Annotated in this window: 14 protein-coding genes; 8 read left to right on the forward strand and 6 right to left on the reverse strand. The window is 70.2% G+C overall.

From position 1 onward, the window contains the following. Nucleotides 1-273: 273 nt before the first annotated feature. From eno to BQ8008_RS13105, 5 genes are all read left to right on the forward strand, one after another. Nucleotides 274-1560, forward strand: a complete 1287-nt coding sequence (gene eno, locus BQ8008_RS13085; RefSeq protein WP_108834459.1) for a phosphopyruvate hydratase — start codon at nt 274-276, stop codon at nt 1558-1560. A gap of 302 nt (nt 1561-1862) precedes the next feature. After that, nucleotides 1863-2561: an FtsB family cell division protein gene (locus tag BQ8008_RS13090; RefSeq protein ID WP_108834461.1), complete on the forward strand. Its 699-nt coding sequence runs from the start codon at nt 1863-1865 to the stop codon at nt 2559-2561. A 56-nt stretch (nt 2562-2617) separates the two neighbouring features. Continuing rightward, a complete protein-coding gene (locus BQ8008_RS13095) occupies nt 2618-3151 on the forward strand; it encodes a DUF501 domain-containing protein (protein WP_108835003.1) in 534 nt (177 codons plus the stop codon). 178 nt (nt 3152-3329) lie between these two features. Next, entirely contained in the window at nt 3330-4361 is a 1032-nt protein-coding gene (locus BQ8008_RS13100; RefSeq protein WP_108834463.1) for a Ppx/GppA phosphatase family protein, read from the forward strand. After that, nucleotides 4358-5245 carry a type I 3-dehydroquinate dehydratase gene (locus BQ8008_RS13105; protein ID WP_108834465.1) on the forward strand — a complete coding sequence of 296 codons (888 nt, stop codon included), beginning with the start codon at nt 4358-4360 and terminating at the stop codon, nt 5243-5245. The genes BQ8008_RS13100 and BQ8008_RS13105 overlap by 4 nt, the downstream gene beginning before the upstream one ends. Before the next feature lie 103 nt (nt 5246-5348). Here the strand turns inward: BQ8008_RS13105 and BQ8008_RS13110 are convergent, their stop codons facing one another. Then, nucleotides 5349-6305 (reverse strand): alpha/beta fold hydrolase, encoded by a 957-nt coding sequence (locus tag BQ8008_RS13110; RefSeq protein WP_234415422.1) that lies wholly within the window; start codon nt 6303-6305, stop codon nt 5349-5351. A 106-nt stretch (nt 6306-6411) separates the two neighbouring features. Further along, a complete protein-coding gene (locus BQ8008_RS13115; protein WP_234415423.1) occupies nt 6412-6774 on the reverse strand; it encodes a nuclear transport factor 2 family protein in 363 nt (120 codons plus the stop codon). A gap of 56 nt (nt 6775-6830) precedes the next feature. On the opposite strand from BQ8008_RS13115, the gene BQ8008_RS13120 reads away from it, so the two are divergent. The 3 genes from BQ8008_RS13120 to pth all read left to right on the forward strand — a co-directional run bounded on the left by BQ8008_RS13120 (nt 6831) and on the right by pth (nt 8880). After that, nucleotides 6831-7253, forward strand: a complete 423-nt coding sequence (locus tag BQ8008_RS13120; RefSeq protein WP_108834469.1) for a helix-turn-helix transcriptional regulator — start codon at nt 6831-6833, stop codon at nt 7251-7253. 340 nt (nt 7254-7593) lie between these two features. After that, nucleotides 7594-8205: a 50S ribosomal protein L25/general stress protein Ctc gene (locus BQ8008_RS13125; protein ID WP_108834471.1), complete on the forward strand. Its 612-nt coding sequence runs from the start codon at nt 7594-7596 to the stop codon at nt 8203-8205. Nucleotides 8206-8277: 72 nt separating this feature from the next. After that, on the forward strand, nt 8278-8880 hold the full coding sequence (pth, locus tag BQ8008_RS13130) for an aminoacyl-tRNA hydrolase (protein WP_108834473.1): 603 nt from the start codon (nt 8278-8280) through the stop codon (nt 8878-8880). A gap of 155 nt (nt 8881-9035) precedes the next feature. Here pth and BQ8008_RS13135 read toward each other — a convergent pair whose 3' ends face one another. The 4 genes from BQ8008_RS13135 to BQ8008_RS13150 all read right to left on the reverse strand — a co-directional run bounded on the left by BQ8008_RS13135 (nt 9036) and on the right by BQ8008_RS13150 (nt 13690). Beyond that, entirely contained in the window at nt 9036-9767 is a 732-nt protein-coding gene (locus BQ8008_RS13135) for a response regulator (RefSeq protein ID WP_108834475.1), read from the reverse strand. Continuing rightward, nucleotides 9749-11773, reverse strand: a complete 2025-nt coding sequence (locus BQ8008_RS13140; RefSeq protein WP_234415424.1) for a sensor histidine kinase — start codon at nt 11771-11773, stop codon at nt 9749-9751. The genes BQ8008_RS13135 and BQ8008_RS13140 overlap by 19 nt, the downstream gene beginning before the upstream one ends. A gap of 38 nt (nt 11774-11811) precedes the next feature. Next, nucleotides 11812-12600 (reverse strand): ABC transporter permease subunit, encoded by a 789-nt coding sequence (locus BQ8008_RS13145; RefSeq protein WP_234415425.1) that lies wholly within the window; start codon nt 12598-12600, stop codon nt 11812-11814. A 124-nt stretch (nt 12601-12724) separates the two neighbouring features. Next, the gene (locus BQ8008_RS13150) at nt 12725-13690 is read right to left on the reverse strand and encodes an ABC transporter ATP-binding protein (RefSeq protein ID WP_108834479.1); all 966 of its coding nucleotides are present in this window, start codon (nt 13688-13690) and stop codon (nt 12725-12727) included. Between the last annotated feature and the right edge of the window lie 245 nt (nt 13691-13935).

Below are 13935 nucleotides of genomic sequence, written 5' to 3' on the forward strand. Positions count from 1 at the left end.
TGGGCCGGCCCCGCCTGACGTACCCGGCTCGTGTAGACGAACCGTAGCGCGCACTGAGGCTCTGGGCTCGGTCTGCGAGCCCTCTGGCGCTTCCGCGCGAGCCCCGGCGTCGTCCAGTGATTCTCGCCGGGCGTGAACACTGTGCATTCCTCAGGACCATGGCCCTCGTGGTGGGATGGCGGGCCCGCTAGGCTGGGTCTGCATTCGGCAGTCGCGCGCGAGTGTGCTCGACGCCGACGACCTCATCACGATCCCCTCAGCAAGGAGCACCAAGTGGCCCTCATCGAGAACGTTCACGCCCGCGAGATCCTCGACTCCCGTGGCAACCCGACCCTCGAGGTCGAGATCCTCCTGGAGGACGGTGCCTCCGCTCGCGCCGCCGTCCCCTCGGGCGCCTCCACCGGTGCCTTCGAGGCCGTCGAGCTGCGCGACGGTGACAAGGACCGCTACGGCGCCAAGGGTGTCGAGAAGGCCGTCGACAACGTCAACGACGTCATCGCCCCCGAGATCATCGGCTTCGACGCAGCCGACCAGCGCGGCCTCGACCAGCTCATGATCGAGCTCGACGGCACCCCCAACAAGGGCAAGCTCGGCGCCAACGCCATCCTCGGTGTCTCCCTGGCCGCCGCCCAGGCCTCCGCCGAGTCCGCCGGCCTGGACCTGTTCCAGTACGTTGGTGGCCCCAACGCCCACATCCTGCCCGTGCCCATGATGAACATCCTCAACGGCGGCTCCCACGCGGACTCCAACGTGGACATCCAGGAGTTCATGATCGCCCCCATCGGCGCCCCCACCTTCCGTGAGGCCCTGCGCATGGGCGCCGAGGTCTACCACGCCCTCAAGGCGGTTGTGAAGGAGCGCGGCCTGTCCACCGGTCTGGGCGACGAGGGCGGCTTCGCCCCCAACCTCGACTCCAACCGCGAGGCCCTCGAGCTCATCGTCGAGGCCATCGAGAAGGCCGGCTACAAGCCCGGCAAGGACGTGGCCCTGGCCATGGACGTCGCCTCCTCGGAGTTCTTCGATGAGAAGACCAAGACCTACCAGTTCGAGGGCGAGGCCCGCGACAACGCCTTCATGGTGGACTACTACGAGAAGCTCGTGAAGGACTTCCCGATCGTCTCCATCGAGGACCCGCTCTCCGAGGACGAGTGGGACGACTGGAAGGCCCTGACCGACAAGATCGGCGACAAGGTCCAGCTCGTCGGCGACGACTTCTTCGTCACCAACCCCGAGCGCCTCGCCAAGGGCATCAAGCTCGGTGCCGCCAACGCCCTGCTGGTCAAGGTCAACCAGATCGGCTCCCTGACCGAGACCCTTGAGGCCGTCGAGATGGCCCACCGCGCCGGCTACACGTCCATGACCTCCCACCGCTCCGGTGAGACCGAGGACGTCACCATCGCCGACCTGGCCGTGGCCACCAACTCCGGCCAGATCAAGACCGGCGCCCCCGCCCGCGGCGAGCGCGTCAACAAGTACAACCAGCTCCTGCGCATCGAGGAGGCCCTCGGCGACGCCGCGGTCTACGCCGGCGCCGGCGCCTTCCCCCGCTTCCAGGCCTGAGCCTGAAGGCGGCCTCCCGCCGTCGAGCAGCTGACTGACACAACGGCTCGACGACGGCGCACGCTCCCGCTCCGGGGCAGACGGGTCCTCCCGCCTGCCCCGGAGCGTTTGAGACGGTGCAGGTGGTGTGGCGCGAGATCTGTGCCGTCGCGTGGACGCACCCTGGAGCTCGCGAGCTGCTCCTGTGGCTCAGTCCTCGAGGGCTACCGTGCGTCCGCGAGGCTCTGGGGCGGTCCGGAGCGTGAGCAACGCGCCCGGTGGGGTGCGCTTCCACCGGCCCGCCAGTGAGGCAGGATGCCCGTATGACTCCGCGCCGCCCCACCTCCAGCCAGTCCGGGACGCGCCGCGTCTCCCGCGGCGCTCGGCCCCGCCAGGTCCCCACCGAGCGTGCGGCCTCCTCGCCCGGATCGGGCTCGGGCGCCTCCGAGCCCGAGGGGCTGCCGACGACGGCGCCCGAGCGGGTCCTGCCACCGCGGATCGTCACCCTGGCGGTCGTGTGCCTGCTGGCCTTCGTCGTCGTCTTCACCTCGCTGCGCGCCTACCTGTCCCAGCAGGCCCAGTACGACGCCGTCGTCGCCAAGATCAAGGAGGCCTCCGACACCTCCACCAGCCTGGAGAACGAGTTGGCCCAGTGGAAGGACGACACCTACGTGCGTGCCCAGGTGCGTGAGCGCCTCGGCTACGTCATGCCCGGGGACACCAGCTACGTCGTCGTCGGCGCCGACTCCGTCAAGCAGCCCGGCGCCAGCGGCGGAGCCACCCAGGGCTCCCAGGGCGCCCCCTGGTACCAGACGCTCAAGGAGTCCGCGCAGGCCGCCGGCCAGACCGAGGACAAGGCCGACGGGGCCTCGCAGGATGGCTCCAAGAACGACCCGGGCGGCAAGGTCCTCAACCCCACCCAGACGGGCCTGCCCACCGGCTCGCCCAGCCAGGCGCCGACGGATCCGCCCAAGACCTCGCCGAGCCCTGCCGCCACTCCGCAGACGAAGGAGACCCCGTGAGCCCGACCTCCGAGACGCAGAGGACCGAGTCGACCGATGCACCTGCCCCCGAGCAGATCAGTGAGCGAGCCAGTGAACACGCCACTGAGCAGGTGACGGAGTCGGTGACGTCGGCTGACCTCGACGCCCTGGCCGACCAGCTGGGCCGGGTACCGCGTGGCGTCGTGTCCATCGCGGCCCGCTGCGTGTGCGGGCGCCCCACCGTGGTGCGCACCGCCCCGCGCCTCGACGACGGCACCCCCTTCCCGACCAGCTACTACCTCACCCACCCGGCAGCCGTGAAGGGCTGCTCCACCCTTGAGGCCGAGCACCTCATGGAGACCTTCAACGCTGACCTGGCAGCCGACGAGGAGCTGGCCGCCGCCTACGCCGCTGCCCACGCCGACTACCTGGCCCGGCGCGCCGAGCTCGGGCAGGTCCCCGAGATCGACGGCGTCTCCGCCGGCGGCATGCCCACCCGCGTCAAGTGCCTCCACGCCCTGCTCGGGCACGCCCTGGCCGCCGGCCCCGGCGTTAACCCGATCGGCGACTGCACGCTGGAGGTTCTGCGCGAGCGCGGACTGTGGGATCCTGAGCGCTGCCTCTGCTGACCGACCGGGCCGTGTGGGACAAGCTCGATCGCCTGCTGGGGCGCTTGCGCGTCCCTCGCGGCCGTACCTTACGATTCCAAGGCATCCCTCACGGGCCGCCCCTGAGCCGTCAGGTGAGGTCACGCGCTCCCACCCGTCCCGTTCTCTCCATCCCGACCCAGCCCAGGAGGCCTCCGCTATGACCCGCGTCGCCGCAATCGACTGCGGCACCAACACCATCCGCCTCCTCATCGCCGAGGCCGACCGTGATCGGTCGGGCCGCCCCCGCCTGGAGGTGCTACGCCGCCGCAACGAGATCGTGCGCCTGGGCCAGGGCGTGGATCGCACCGGCGTGCTCAACCCCGAGGCCCTCGAGCGCACGCTGACGGTCGTGGACGCCTACGCCACCGACTGCGACGAGCTGGGTGTCGCCCCCGGGGAGGCCGTCCGGCGCTTCGTGGCCACCTCAGCCACCCGTGACGCCCGCAACCGGGAGGACTTCGTGACCGGTGTGCGCCGGCTGCTGGGCGTGGAGCCAGAGGTCGTCAGTGGCCAGGAGGAGGCCCGTCTGTCCTTCAGCGGATCGCTCCTGGGAGCCCGCGGGGGAGAGGACTCAGGAGTGCGGGAGGGGAGCGAGTGCGCGCAGACGCCGCGCCTCGTCGTCGACCTCGGGGGCGGCTCGACCGAGCTGGTCCTGGGCGTGGACGCCCCCAGCGCCGCCATCAGTCTGGACACCGGCAGCGTGCGCATCACCGAACGGTTCCTGACCGGCGGCGTCACCCCTGAGACCGAGGCCGCCGCCCGCGCCGAGGTGCGCGGCCTCCTGGACGACGCCGAACGGGTCGTCGACCTGTCCGCCCCCGGGCAGCTGGTCGGACTGGCCGGCACCATCACCACCGTCACCGCCCACGCCCTGGGCCTTCAGGCCTTCGACCCGCAGGCCCTGAACGGTGCCGAGCTGAGCCCCGACGCCGTCCTGACCTCCTGCGAGGCGATCGTCCACTCCACCGCCGAGCAGCGCGCCTCCTGGGGCTACCTCGCCCCCGGGCGCCGCGACGTCATCGCCGCCGGCGCCCTCGTGTGGAGCGAGGTCGTCACCCGCGTGGTGGAGCGGACCGCCGCCGCCGGGCGCCCGCTGGAACGGGTCACCACCAGCCTCTACGACATCCTCGACGGCATCGCCCTGTCGCTCGTGCCCGCGCAGGCGGCCCTGGAAGGAGACGAGGCGTGAGTGCGGGGACCTCTCTGCCCCAGGGAGGGTGCGCCATCACCAGCGGCTCCGGGGAGCTGCCCGCGGTCGCCGTCTCCCTGACCGGGCCGACCGCCGCCCGCGCGCGGATCCAGGCCCGCCGCGCCATCGAAGTCGGCGCCGACGTCCTCGAGCTGCGCGCCGACCTGCTCGAGGAGGCCGACGCCCTGGTCGCCTTCGCCGAGGCCTCCGGTGCGGAGTCACCCGCTCCCGACCCGATGGTCGTGGTCACGGCCGCCGCCCAGGTCCTGGAGTGCCTGCGCCGCATGGCCGACGTCGTCGACGGCGTCCCCCTCCTGCTCACCTGCCGCACCGCGACCGAGGGCGGCCGTGCCCACCTGGACGATGCCGGCTACGGCGCCGTCCTCGGCGCCGTGCTCGACGACCTGTCCACCTGGGCGCCTGAGCACCGTCCGGCCGCCATCGACGTCGAGGTCCAGCGCGGCTGCCTGCCGGGGGTCTCCGAGCAGGCCCACGGACTGGGCATCGACGTCGTCGCCTCCTTCCACGACTTCGAGGCCACCCCCGCCGACGATGTCCTGGAGGAGGTCCTGGCCCGCATGGTCAATGAGGGCGCGGACCTGGCCAAGATCGCCGTGTGGCCCACGAGTGCCGACGACGTCGCCCGCCTCCTGGGCGTGTGCGCTCGGGCCACGGCGGACCCGGGGGAGGGGACGGGCCTGGGCGTGCCCGTGGCCGCCATGTCCATGGGGGCGCTCGGTGCCGTCAGCCGTGTGGCGCCGGCCTTCGGGACGGCACTGACCTTCGCCGTCGTCTCCGACGAGCAGGGGGAGACCCAGGCCTCCGCCCCCGGCCAGCTGCCGATCCAGGACGTGCGCCGCTGCCTGGGGCTTCTGAAGGCCTGAACGATGCTCCGTGTCCGCGAGTTCGTAGGGTAGGTCGCGCGTTCGAGGGGTAGAGGGTACGAACGCGCTCCTTAAGGTACGACCGCGTGGAGCCGTCGGTGCCTCACAGCCCCTCCTCCCAGGCCAGGATCGTGCGGGCCATGAGGCCGGTGTTGCCGGTCTGGCAGTGGCTCGCCGCGCTCTCGGCCCGGGTGAAGGTGCGGGTGGTCACCGAGCGGGCGGCGGTGAGACGCTCGGCCTGACGAACCATCTGGTGGAGCGGCACGAACTCGTCCTCGGCGCCCTGCATGAGCAGAACGTCCCCGGTGACCCTGGGGGAGACGTCGGCCGTGGAGAAGGCTGCCGCAGCGCGCAGGAACTCGGCCGGGGAGTGCGTCCCCGTCACGTGCATGCCCTGCCACATGCCCCACCAGGTCACCGGGCTGCCGCGGGCCTGCTCGGTCAGTGCCCGGTTGAGAACCCTTGTGGGAGTCCGGGCGATGAGGGGATTAAGGTGTGTGAGGGACCGCCCGGCACCGCGCGCCAGAGTCGGCGGAAGTGACTGAGAGACGAGGACCTCCAGGAAGTCATCGAGCACATCGAAGGCGACGACGCGCCGGGCCCGCGGCTCTCCGGCAGCGGCGCGCATGACGAGCCCGCCTCCCAGCGACATGCCGACGAGCGTGGCCTCCTCGACGTCGAAGTGGTTCAGGACCGCCGAGACAGGCGCCGCCCAGTCGGCGCGCATGGTGAGCCTCTCGCTTCTCCCGGGCACTGTGTCCGCTTCCAGATCGGCCTCCAGGGCGCCGCCCTGCCCCGGGCCCTCAAAGGCGATGACCCTCCGGCCGCGCTGCGCCACCGCGGCCAGAACCGTGAAAGTCTCCTCGATGTAGGAGTCGAATCCGCCGAAGACGACCCAGGTGCTCTTCGGAGGCTTTGTGGCGCCCGCATCCACCAGCTCATAGGCGGGCAGGAACCCTCTCTCGAAAGGAACCGGCTCGGGCTCCAGCGCGAAGCAGCGTTGTAGAGAGGAGACGAACCTTCGGCGAGTCGGTGCCTTGAGCGGGTTGCCGGGCTGCATGAAGAACTCCGCCCCACGGGCGAAGAAGGCCGCCTCCAGATCGCGCTCCTCATCCCGGACCCGGTCGGCCAGGGCCAGACCTGGTCGGTGTGTCGCAGTCGGGGCGTCAGGTGTCCAGCGGGGTCAGAACGGCGATTTTCCAGCTCTCACTGTCGCGGACGAGTTGGTAGAGGAAGCGCTCTTCCTGCCTGCTGGGGCTGTGGGTCCAGGTGACATCGACCCAGATGCTGTGCCCGGTGCTGGCGACGACCTTGACTGCTGCGTGGGTAGTGGTGACACCCTCGTACTGGCTGAATGCTCCGGCGAAGAACTGCTCGGTCTGTGAGGCGCTGGAGACTGCGATGGGATGCTCGGGGAACTCGATCAGCGCGGGCACGGCGTAGTGCTCGGCGATGGCCTCGGCGTTTCGGTCGAGCAGAGCACGGGTGTAGGAATTGAAGAACTGCTCTGCGATGGCGTTGTGAGTCATATCCTCAACGTTACGCACCAACCCGGACAGGCCCGTGTCGTCGTTACGCTGAGGCCATGAATCCACCCCGTGGCCAGGCGTCCGCGGCTTCACGTGACGCCCACCTGACCCTGCGGCGGGTGGAGCGTCAGCAGCACCTCATCGAGCGACTGCATGCCAGCTCGAAGCGGCTCACCCTCGGCCGTCTCGCCACCGACCTGGACGTGACCGAGCGGACCATTGCCCGCGACCTGGAACGGCTGCGCCACTCCGGCGTGCCGATCACCGTGACCCCCGGCCGAGGCGGTGGCGCCACCATCGAGCACGCTGGCCCGCCTGGACCTGTTGAGTTGGATCTCCCGGAGATCGCCGCTCTGATGGCCAGCCTCACCGCCCTTGGGCCGACCGCCAGTGACTCCGCTTCCTCCGCCATGCGTAAGCTCACCGCTGCGCTCGTGACCACGGGGAGCGCGTTCGTAAGCGGCGCAGGAAGCGCGTGAAAGTGCTGTGAAGGCCCCTGTACAGGCTGTGGCCACGCTCCGCGAGGAGCAGCTGATCGTCAAGACGTCACCGCGCTAACTCACCTCAGCGCGTCTCCCAGCTGACCTCCCCCGCCTGTCGCTGCCGCCGGGTGGGGCGCCTCACCGGGAGCGCGGCTGTTCGCGCGGCGTGCCCATGCCGTATTCTTGCCCACGTTGCCCCGGCGAGGGACGCGTCTTGAGAAGGCGCGCATCCGTGATCGACGTGGTGGTACCTGGCGGTACTGCGCGTCGTTGCGCCCAGCCGGACCACCATCAGCCGCGGGGCACCGGGCCCCGCTTCATCCGCAAGGAGAGCCTCATGGCCAACAACGCCATCACCCTCAAGGCCCAGGACCGCACCGAGTTCGGCAAGGGCTCCGCCCGCCAGGCCCGCCGCGCCGGCCGGGTTCCCGTCGTCGTCTACGGACACGGCACCGAGCCCCGCCACCTCCTGCTTGAGGAGCACGCCACCCGCCTGGCCCTGCGCAGCAACGACAACGCCCTGGTCGAGCTGGACATCGACGGCGGTGAGACCCTTCTGGCCCTGGCCAAGGACGTGCAGCGCCACCCCATCCGCCCCGGCGTGCAGCACGTCGACTTCCTCCTGGTGAACCGCAACGAGCGCGTCGATGTCGAGGTTCCGGTCACCGTCATCGGCACCGCCGACCCCGGCACCATGCACATGATCGAGGCCGCCACCATCATGGTCTCCGCCCCGGCCGTCTCCGTCCCCGAGGCCATCGAGGTCGACATCACCGGCGTCGCCGCCGGTACCGTCCTCACCATCGCGGACATCACCCTGCCCGAGGGCCTGGAGGCCGTCTCCGACGCCGAGACCGCCGTGGTCAACGTGGCCAACGAGCACGCCGTCGCCTCCGAGGTCCCCGAGGTCGTCCCCGCCGAGGGTGACGCCGAGGACGCGGCCGAGTGAATCGCGCGTGACCCGCATGAACAGCCGTGACGACGCGCCGGCCTGCGCCCGTCCCACGCCGGGGCGGGCCGCATGAGTGAGCCCTGGCTCGTCGTCGGGCTGGGGAACCCCGGGACCCGGTACGCCCGCAACCGCCACAACGTCGGCTACATGGTGCTCGACGTCCTGGCCGAGCGCACCGGGTCCCGGTTCTCCAACCACAAGAAGGCCCGCGCCCGCGTGGCCGAGGGACGCCTGGGACTCATGCCCGGCGGCGCCCCTGGCCCCCGCGTCATCCTGGCCGAGCCCTCGGTGCTCATGAACCTCTCCGGCGGGCCCGTGTCCGGGCTCGTCTCCTACTACGGCATCGACCCCGCGACCCGCCTGCTCGTCATCCACGATGAGCTCGACCTGCCCGCCCACGAGCTGCGACTCAAGCGCGGTGGCGGCGAGGGCGGCCACAACGGCCTGCGCTCCATCAGCAAGTCCATCTCCACCAAGGACTACGCGCGCCTGCGCGTGGGCATTGGCCGCCCACCGGGCCGCCAGGACCCCTCCGACTTCGTCCTGTCCGACTTCCCCGGCCGCGAGCGCGCCGACCTCGGCGTCACCCTGGAGCAGGCCGCCGACGTCGTCGAGCAGGTCGTCACACTGGGCTTCGACGACGCCCAGCAGCGCCTCCACGCTCCTCGTTGACACAAGGCTGTTCAATCAGGGGCGGGCGGGATGGACGCTCGAAGGCGTGAACGGGTCGGGCTGGAGCGCCGTGAGGAACGAGCAGTGTGGAGGGCTGCCGAGAGCGCCTATCCCGCCCGACCCGTCGGCGGCCGTCCCAACGATGTTGCCCGGGCTCAGGCCATGAGGCCGGTCTCGTAGGCGACGACGACGGCCTGGACTCGGTCGCGCACGTCGAGCTTGGCGAGCACGTTGCCCACATGGGTCTTGACGGTGGTGGCCGACACAACGAGGCGGTCCGCGATCTCCGCGTTCGACATGCCCTGGCTCATGAGCACCAGGATCTCCTTCTCACGCGGGGTCAGGGAGTCGATTCGTGGGTCCGAGGCCTGGATCGGATGGCCCGAGTTCGGCAGCGAGGAGGCGAACATCTCCAGCATCCGCTGGGTGATGCGCGGCGAGACGACCGCCTCCCCGGAGGCCACTGTGCGGATCGCCTCGGCGAGCTCGGTGGGGCGGGTGTCCTTGAGCAGGAAACCCGATGCCCCGGCGCGCAGCCCGGCGAAGGCGTACTCGTCCAGGTCGAAGGTGGTCAGGATGAGCACGCGCGTGCCCGGGCACTCCCGGGCGATGAGCTCGGTGGCCTCGATGCCGTTCATCCCCGGCATGCGCACGTCCATGAGGATGACGTCGGGGTGCAGGGCCTTGGCCTGGGCCAGGGCGGCCGTGCCGTCGGATGCCTCGCCGACGACGTTGATGTCGTCCTCGGCCTCCAGCACCATGCGGAAGCCCATCCGCATGAGGGCCTGGTCGTCCGCGAGCACGACGCTGATCGGGCCTCTGACCTCGCCGGGCCGTTCGACCTCGGGCTGGAGGGAGTGGTCGTTACTCACAGGGGCGTCTGCCACGAGGAAGTCCCTTCGTCATGCTCATCCCAGCGTAGGACTGCGCGGACTTGCCAGCCCGTGGGTGTCGGGCCGGCCTGTACGGTCCCACCATAGACCGATGCACGCTCCCGCATGCCGATGATTCCCTTGCCGGATCCGTGCATCGGGCGAGTGCCGGGGGCGGCATCGTTGTCCACGATCAGGACCACGGTGCCGATGTGCCGTTCGACGTCGACGCTGACGGCCGGCGTCGTCGGTGCGTAGCGCAGCACGTTGGTCAGTGCCTCCTGGGCAATGCGGAACACCGTGAGCTGGAGTGCCTTGTCCGCCGGGAGGGCGGCGCCGACCCACCGGTAGTTGACGGGCACGCCCGCCGCCTTGAAGCGCTTGACCAGCTCGGTGATGTCGGCCTGCTCGGGGGCCGGTGCCAGGGGCAGGTCGCCCCGGGAGTGGTCGGTCCCGCTGTCGGTGGCCTGTTGGCGCAGGCTGGCGATGGGGGCGCTGGGCTCGACCGGCGCCACCGTGCCCAGTGGAGCGAACTCGGGGACCGGTACGTCGCGGACCTCGTGGCTGTGGGCCGATGGCGCAGAGGCCGCCGAGGGTGCCGACAGCCCTGAAGCCGTTGTCTTTCTCCCGAAGCTCCAGCGGGAGCGACGTGCGGAGGTGGGATGCGCGGGGGTTGCGGACGACTCCGGGGAGACGGCCTCAGCGGGAGGTGCCGACGGCGTCTGCGGGACGCAGTCGGGAGATGATGCGGACTGCCCTGAGCCCGCTGAGGCGGCGGGGCCCGGTGAGCCGGCCGGGCCGGCGGCGACCGACGGGTCCTCTCGCAGGACCCCCACCAGGCGGCGGGTGTCGGCCAGGGCGCTGCGTCCGGCCTCGGCCAGGGTCTCCATGGCCTGCTTGGCGACGGCCGGGTTCCGCTCCACGGTGGCGGCGGCGCCGTCGGCCATGGTGATCATGACGGCCAGGGAATGGGCGACGACGTCGTGCATCTCCCGGGCGATGCGGCTGCGCTCCTCGGCGGCCGCCAGTAGCGCACCCTGCTCGCGGGCCAGCGCCATCCGGGCCGAACGGGCCTCCAGGGCCTTGATACGCAGGCGGATAGAACGGGTGTTGACACCCACGAGGACACCAACGGCCGTCACGAGGCCCGCGATGAGTATGTTTTGCCCGAACTGCATGAAGGAGTAGGACGGGTCCAGGAGGAAGCTGTCGCAGGTGGAGACGATGAGGTTGACGGCCCACGCTGTCCAGGCGACAGAAGCCCGGCGATGCGAGGCGAGGGTGCCCAGGCAGATCGGCATGGCCAGTGCGGGAATCAAGATCATGCCGAATGACATGGAGATACGCTGCTGCGCTTCCAGGTGAAGGGCGTACTTCTGTGTCAAGAGGTAGATCTCAGGAATGAGCAGCAAGGCGGCCCACACCCACAAGGGACAACGCCGTCGCAGTGCGAGTGCGGCTCCACCGAGCCCCAGCGCGGAGAGTGTGATCGGCAGATGCAGAGTGGCGTTGGGGTCGGCGTCCGGCCCCTTTGAGTTCAGGAACATCATCAGCAGGTTCAGCAGAACGACCCCGCTGGCGATGAGCGCGTCCGCAATCGCCAGGTGACGGTGGTACCACTTCCTGATCGCACGCAGCAGCCCCCGGGTGGCGGGCTCCGACTGAAGGTCCGGGTCGATGTCTGCGGACATGTCAGTGGTGGGACGGCCGGGCTGAAGGATGGGCAGCTGGCTGGACATAGGACTCAGTGTGTCATTCCACGGGGTCGTGATCGACGTCGACTTGTGCGGCTGTGATGACCGGAACCGGTGGGATCGGGGGCGGCGGGCTGCCTGCTCGTCGTTGGAGACGAGGGCCGAGGGATTGGGTGAGGTTGCCGTCGGCAGGGAACGGACCATGGCCCGCAGGAGGGCGGGGTTGGCCAGGATCGAGCGGAGCGACGTCCCCGCCTCGGGAGAACCGGAGTTCTCCCGAGGCGAGGTGGGTGAAGGGGCTGAGGCAGGAGGCGTGGGTACTGACATGGGTCAAGACCTCCGGACGGTTTCGGCGGGGTGCCGGCTCAGGCGTCGCGCCGGGAGAAGACGAACCAGGCGGCGATGAGCGGGATGATCGCCCAGGCGGCGAAGACTGCGACGGCCTGACCGTGGCTGAGGAACTGGGCGCCCTGCCCACCCCACTCGGTGGTGCGCTGGAACGGGTCGGAGACGGCCTCGGAGACGGTGCTGGGCAGGCAGCCGATGATCTTGTTGATCCACTCCCACTTGCTGGCCGCGACCTGGAGAGGCGTGGAGATGATGAACAGGATGGAGACGATCACGGTGATGGTGCCGGCGGTGGAACGCAGCAGGAAGCCGATGCCCAGGGCCATGAGGGCGATGCCGACGAAGACCAGACCCGAGCCCCAGATGTGTCCGGCGTAGTGCGAGTCGGTCAGGGAGCCGGCGTGCTCGCCGAGGAAGGGCTTGGAGATCGCCCAGGACAGGAAGACGGACACCGATCCCAGAATGAAGGCGACGATCGTGAGAACCACGGCCTTGGACACCAGGAGCCGTCCGCGTCTGGGGGAGGCGGCCAGGGAGGAGCGGATCTGCCCGGAGGAGTACTCGCCGGTGATGATGAGGGCTCCCAGGACCGCGACGACGATCTGTCCGAATGTCAGACCGGAGGTGATCAAGTTCTTGGCCATGTCCTGGTGCTGCTCGGACTGTCCGAAAGCGGCGGCGAGACCGGCGCCGAAAAGAACGGTCAGGGTGATGGTGATGAAGGAGGTGATCCAGGTCGAGCGCAGGGTCCAGAACTTGATCCACTCGGCGCGCACGGAGCGCAGGATGGTCTGGCGGCCCTGCACGCGCAGGCTCGTGGGGTGCTGGGGCGTTGGCAGTCATGACAGGGCTTTCTGGTGCGAGATGAACGTGAGGAGGCGGGTACACGATGAGCCGGTGGCTCACCTGGAGCGTGAGCCGGCGTGACCCTCAGGGCTGGGGCCGGCTCTGCCGGGCGGCCTGGTCCAACGGCTGTGGCGCCAGCTGGTGGGCGGGGTCGGTGCGGTACTCCACGGAGTCGCTGGTCAGGGTCAGGTAGGCCTCTTCGAGGCTGGCGTGAATGGTGGTGAGCTCGTGCAGGACGATGCCGCCCTGCGCGGCGAGCTCGCCGATGGCGGCGGCGGTGGTGGCGGTGGTCTCCAGGACGCTGGGGCCCACGGGACGGGCGGCCAGGTTGCGAGCGGCCATGAGCTCGGCGAGTTGGGTGGCCTGGGGGGACGCCACGCGCACGCGGTCGGTGGTGGCCGAGGCGATGACGTCGTCGACCGGTCCGGCCGACAGGATGCGGCCGCGGCCGATGACCAGGAGCTGGTCGGCGGTCTGGGCCATCTCGCTCATGAGGTGGGAGGAGATGAAGACGGTGCGGCCCTCGCCGGCCAGGCGGCGGCAGGTCTCGCGCACCCACTTGACGCCCTCGGGGTCCAGGCCGTTGACGGGCTCGTCGAACAGGAGCACGCCGGGGTCGCCCAGGAGGGCGGCGGCGATGCCCAGGCGCTGGCCCATGCCCAGGGAGAAGCCCTTGACGCGCTTCTTGGCCACCGAGGTCAGGCCGGTGATCTCCAGGACCTCGTCGACCCGCTTGGTCGGGATGCCGTTGGAGGCGGCCAGCTGGCGCAGGTGGTTGCGGGCGTTGCGCGAACCGTGCAGGCCCTTGGCGTCCAGCAGGGCGCCGACCTCGCACAGGGGAGCGGACAGGTCGCGGTAGGGGTGCCCGTTGACGGTGACCTTGCCGCTGGTGGGCTTGTCCAGGCCCATGATCATGCGCATCGTGGTGGACTTACCGGCCCCGTTGGGGCCCAGGAAGCCGGTCACGGTGCCGGGCTTCACGGTGAAGGAGATGTTGTCCACCGCGGTCTTGTGACCGTAGCGCTTGGTGAGATTGACTGCCTCGATCATGATGTTCTCTCTTCGACGTAGGCCTCTGGGGAGGCGGGCGGGGGTGGTTCGGGATGTGAGGGCCGGGCCTAGGATCCAAGTGGCTCGGTGGTTTGCTGGAGGTGGGTTGGACGGCGAGTGGTTGACCGGAGCGGGTTTTCCCGGAGCTCAACCGGATGGCTCCAGCCTAGGAACGCGCCGCCGGCGGCGAATCGGCCGTGGTGACGAACCCGGGCCGAACCGAGGCCGGGCCGCCAGGCGTAGGC

The sequence above is a fragment of the Actinomyces sp. Marseille-P3109 genome (assembly GCF_900323545.1).
GTDB lineage: Bacteria > Actinomycetota > Actinomycetes > Actinomycetales > Actinomycetaceae > Actinomyces.

What these genes read in the sequence shown, in the direction of transcription:
- BQ8008_RS13090 (WP_108834461.1), top strand. Translation starts at nt 1,863, where the DNA reads ATGACTCCGCGCCGCCCCACCTCCAGCCAGTCCGGGACGCGCCGCGTC.
- BQ8008_RS13100 (WP_108834463.1), top strand. Translation starts at nt 3,330, where the DNA reads ATGACCCGCGTCGCCGCAATCGACTGCGGCACCAACACCATCCGCCTC.
- BQ8008_RS13110 (WP_234415422.1), bottom strand. Translation starts at nt 6,305, where the DNA reads ATGCAGCCCGGCAACCCGCTCAAGGCACCGACTCGCCGAAGGTTCGTC.
- BQ8008_RS13115 (WP_234415423.1), bottom strand. Translation starts at nt 6,774, where the DNA reads ATGACTCACAACGCCATCGCAGAGCAGTTCTTCAATTCCTACACCCGT.
- BQ8008_RS13120 (WP_108834469.1), top strand. Translation starts at nt 6,831, where the DNA reads ATGAATCCACCCCGTGGCCAGGCGTCCGCGGCTTCACGTGACGCCCAC.
- BQ8008_RS13125 (WP_108834471.1), top strand. Translation starts at nt 7,594, where the DNA reads ATGGCCAACAACGCCATCACCCTCAAGGCCCAGGACCGCACCGAGTTC.
- pth (WP_108834473.1), top strand. Translation starts at nt 8,278, where the DNA reads ATGAGTGAGCCCTGGCTCGTCGTCGGGCTGGGGAACCCCGGGACCCGG.
- BQ8008_RS13140 (WP_234415424.1), bottom strand. Translation starts at nt 11,773, where the DNA reads ATGTCAGTACCCACGCCTCCTGCCTCAGCCCCTTCACCCACCTCGCCT.
- BQ8008_RS13150 (WP_108834479.1), bottom strand. Translation starts at nt 13,690, where the DNA reads ATGATCGAGGCAGTCAATCTCACCAAGCGCTACGGTCACAAGACCGCG.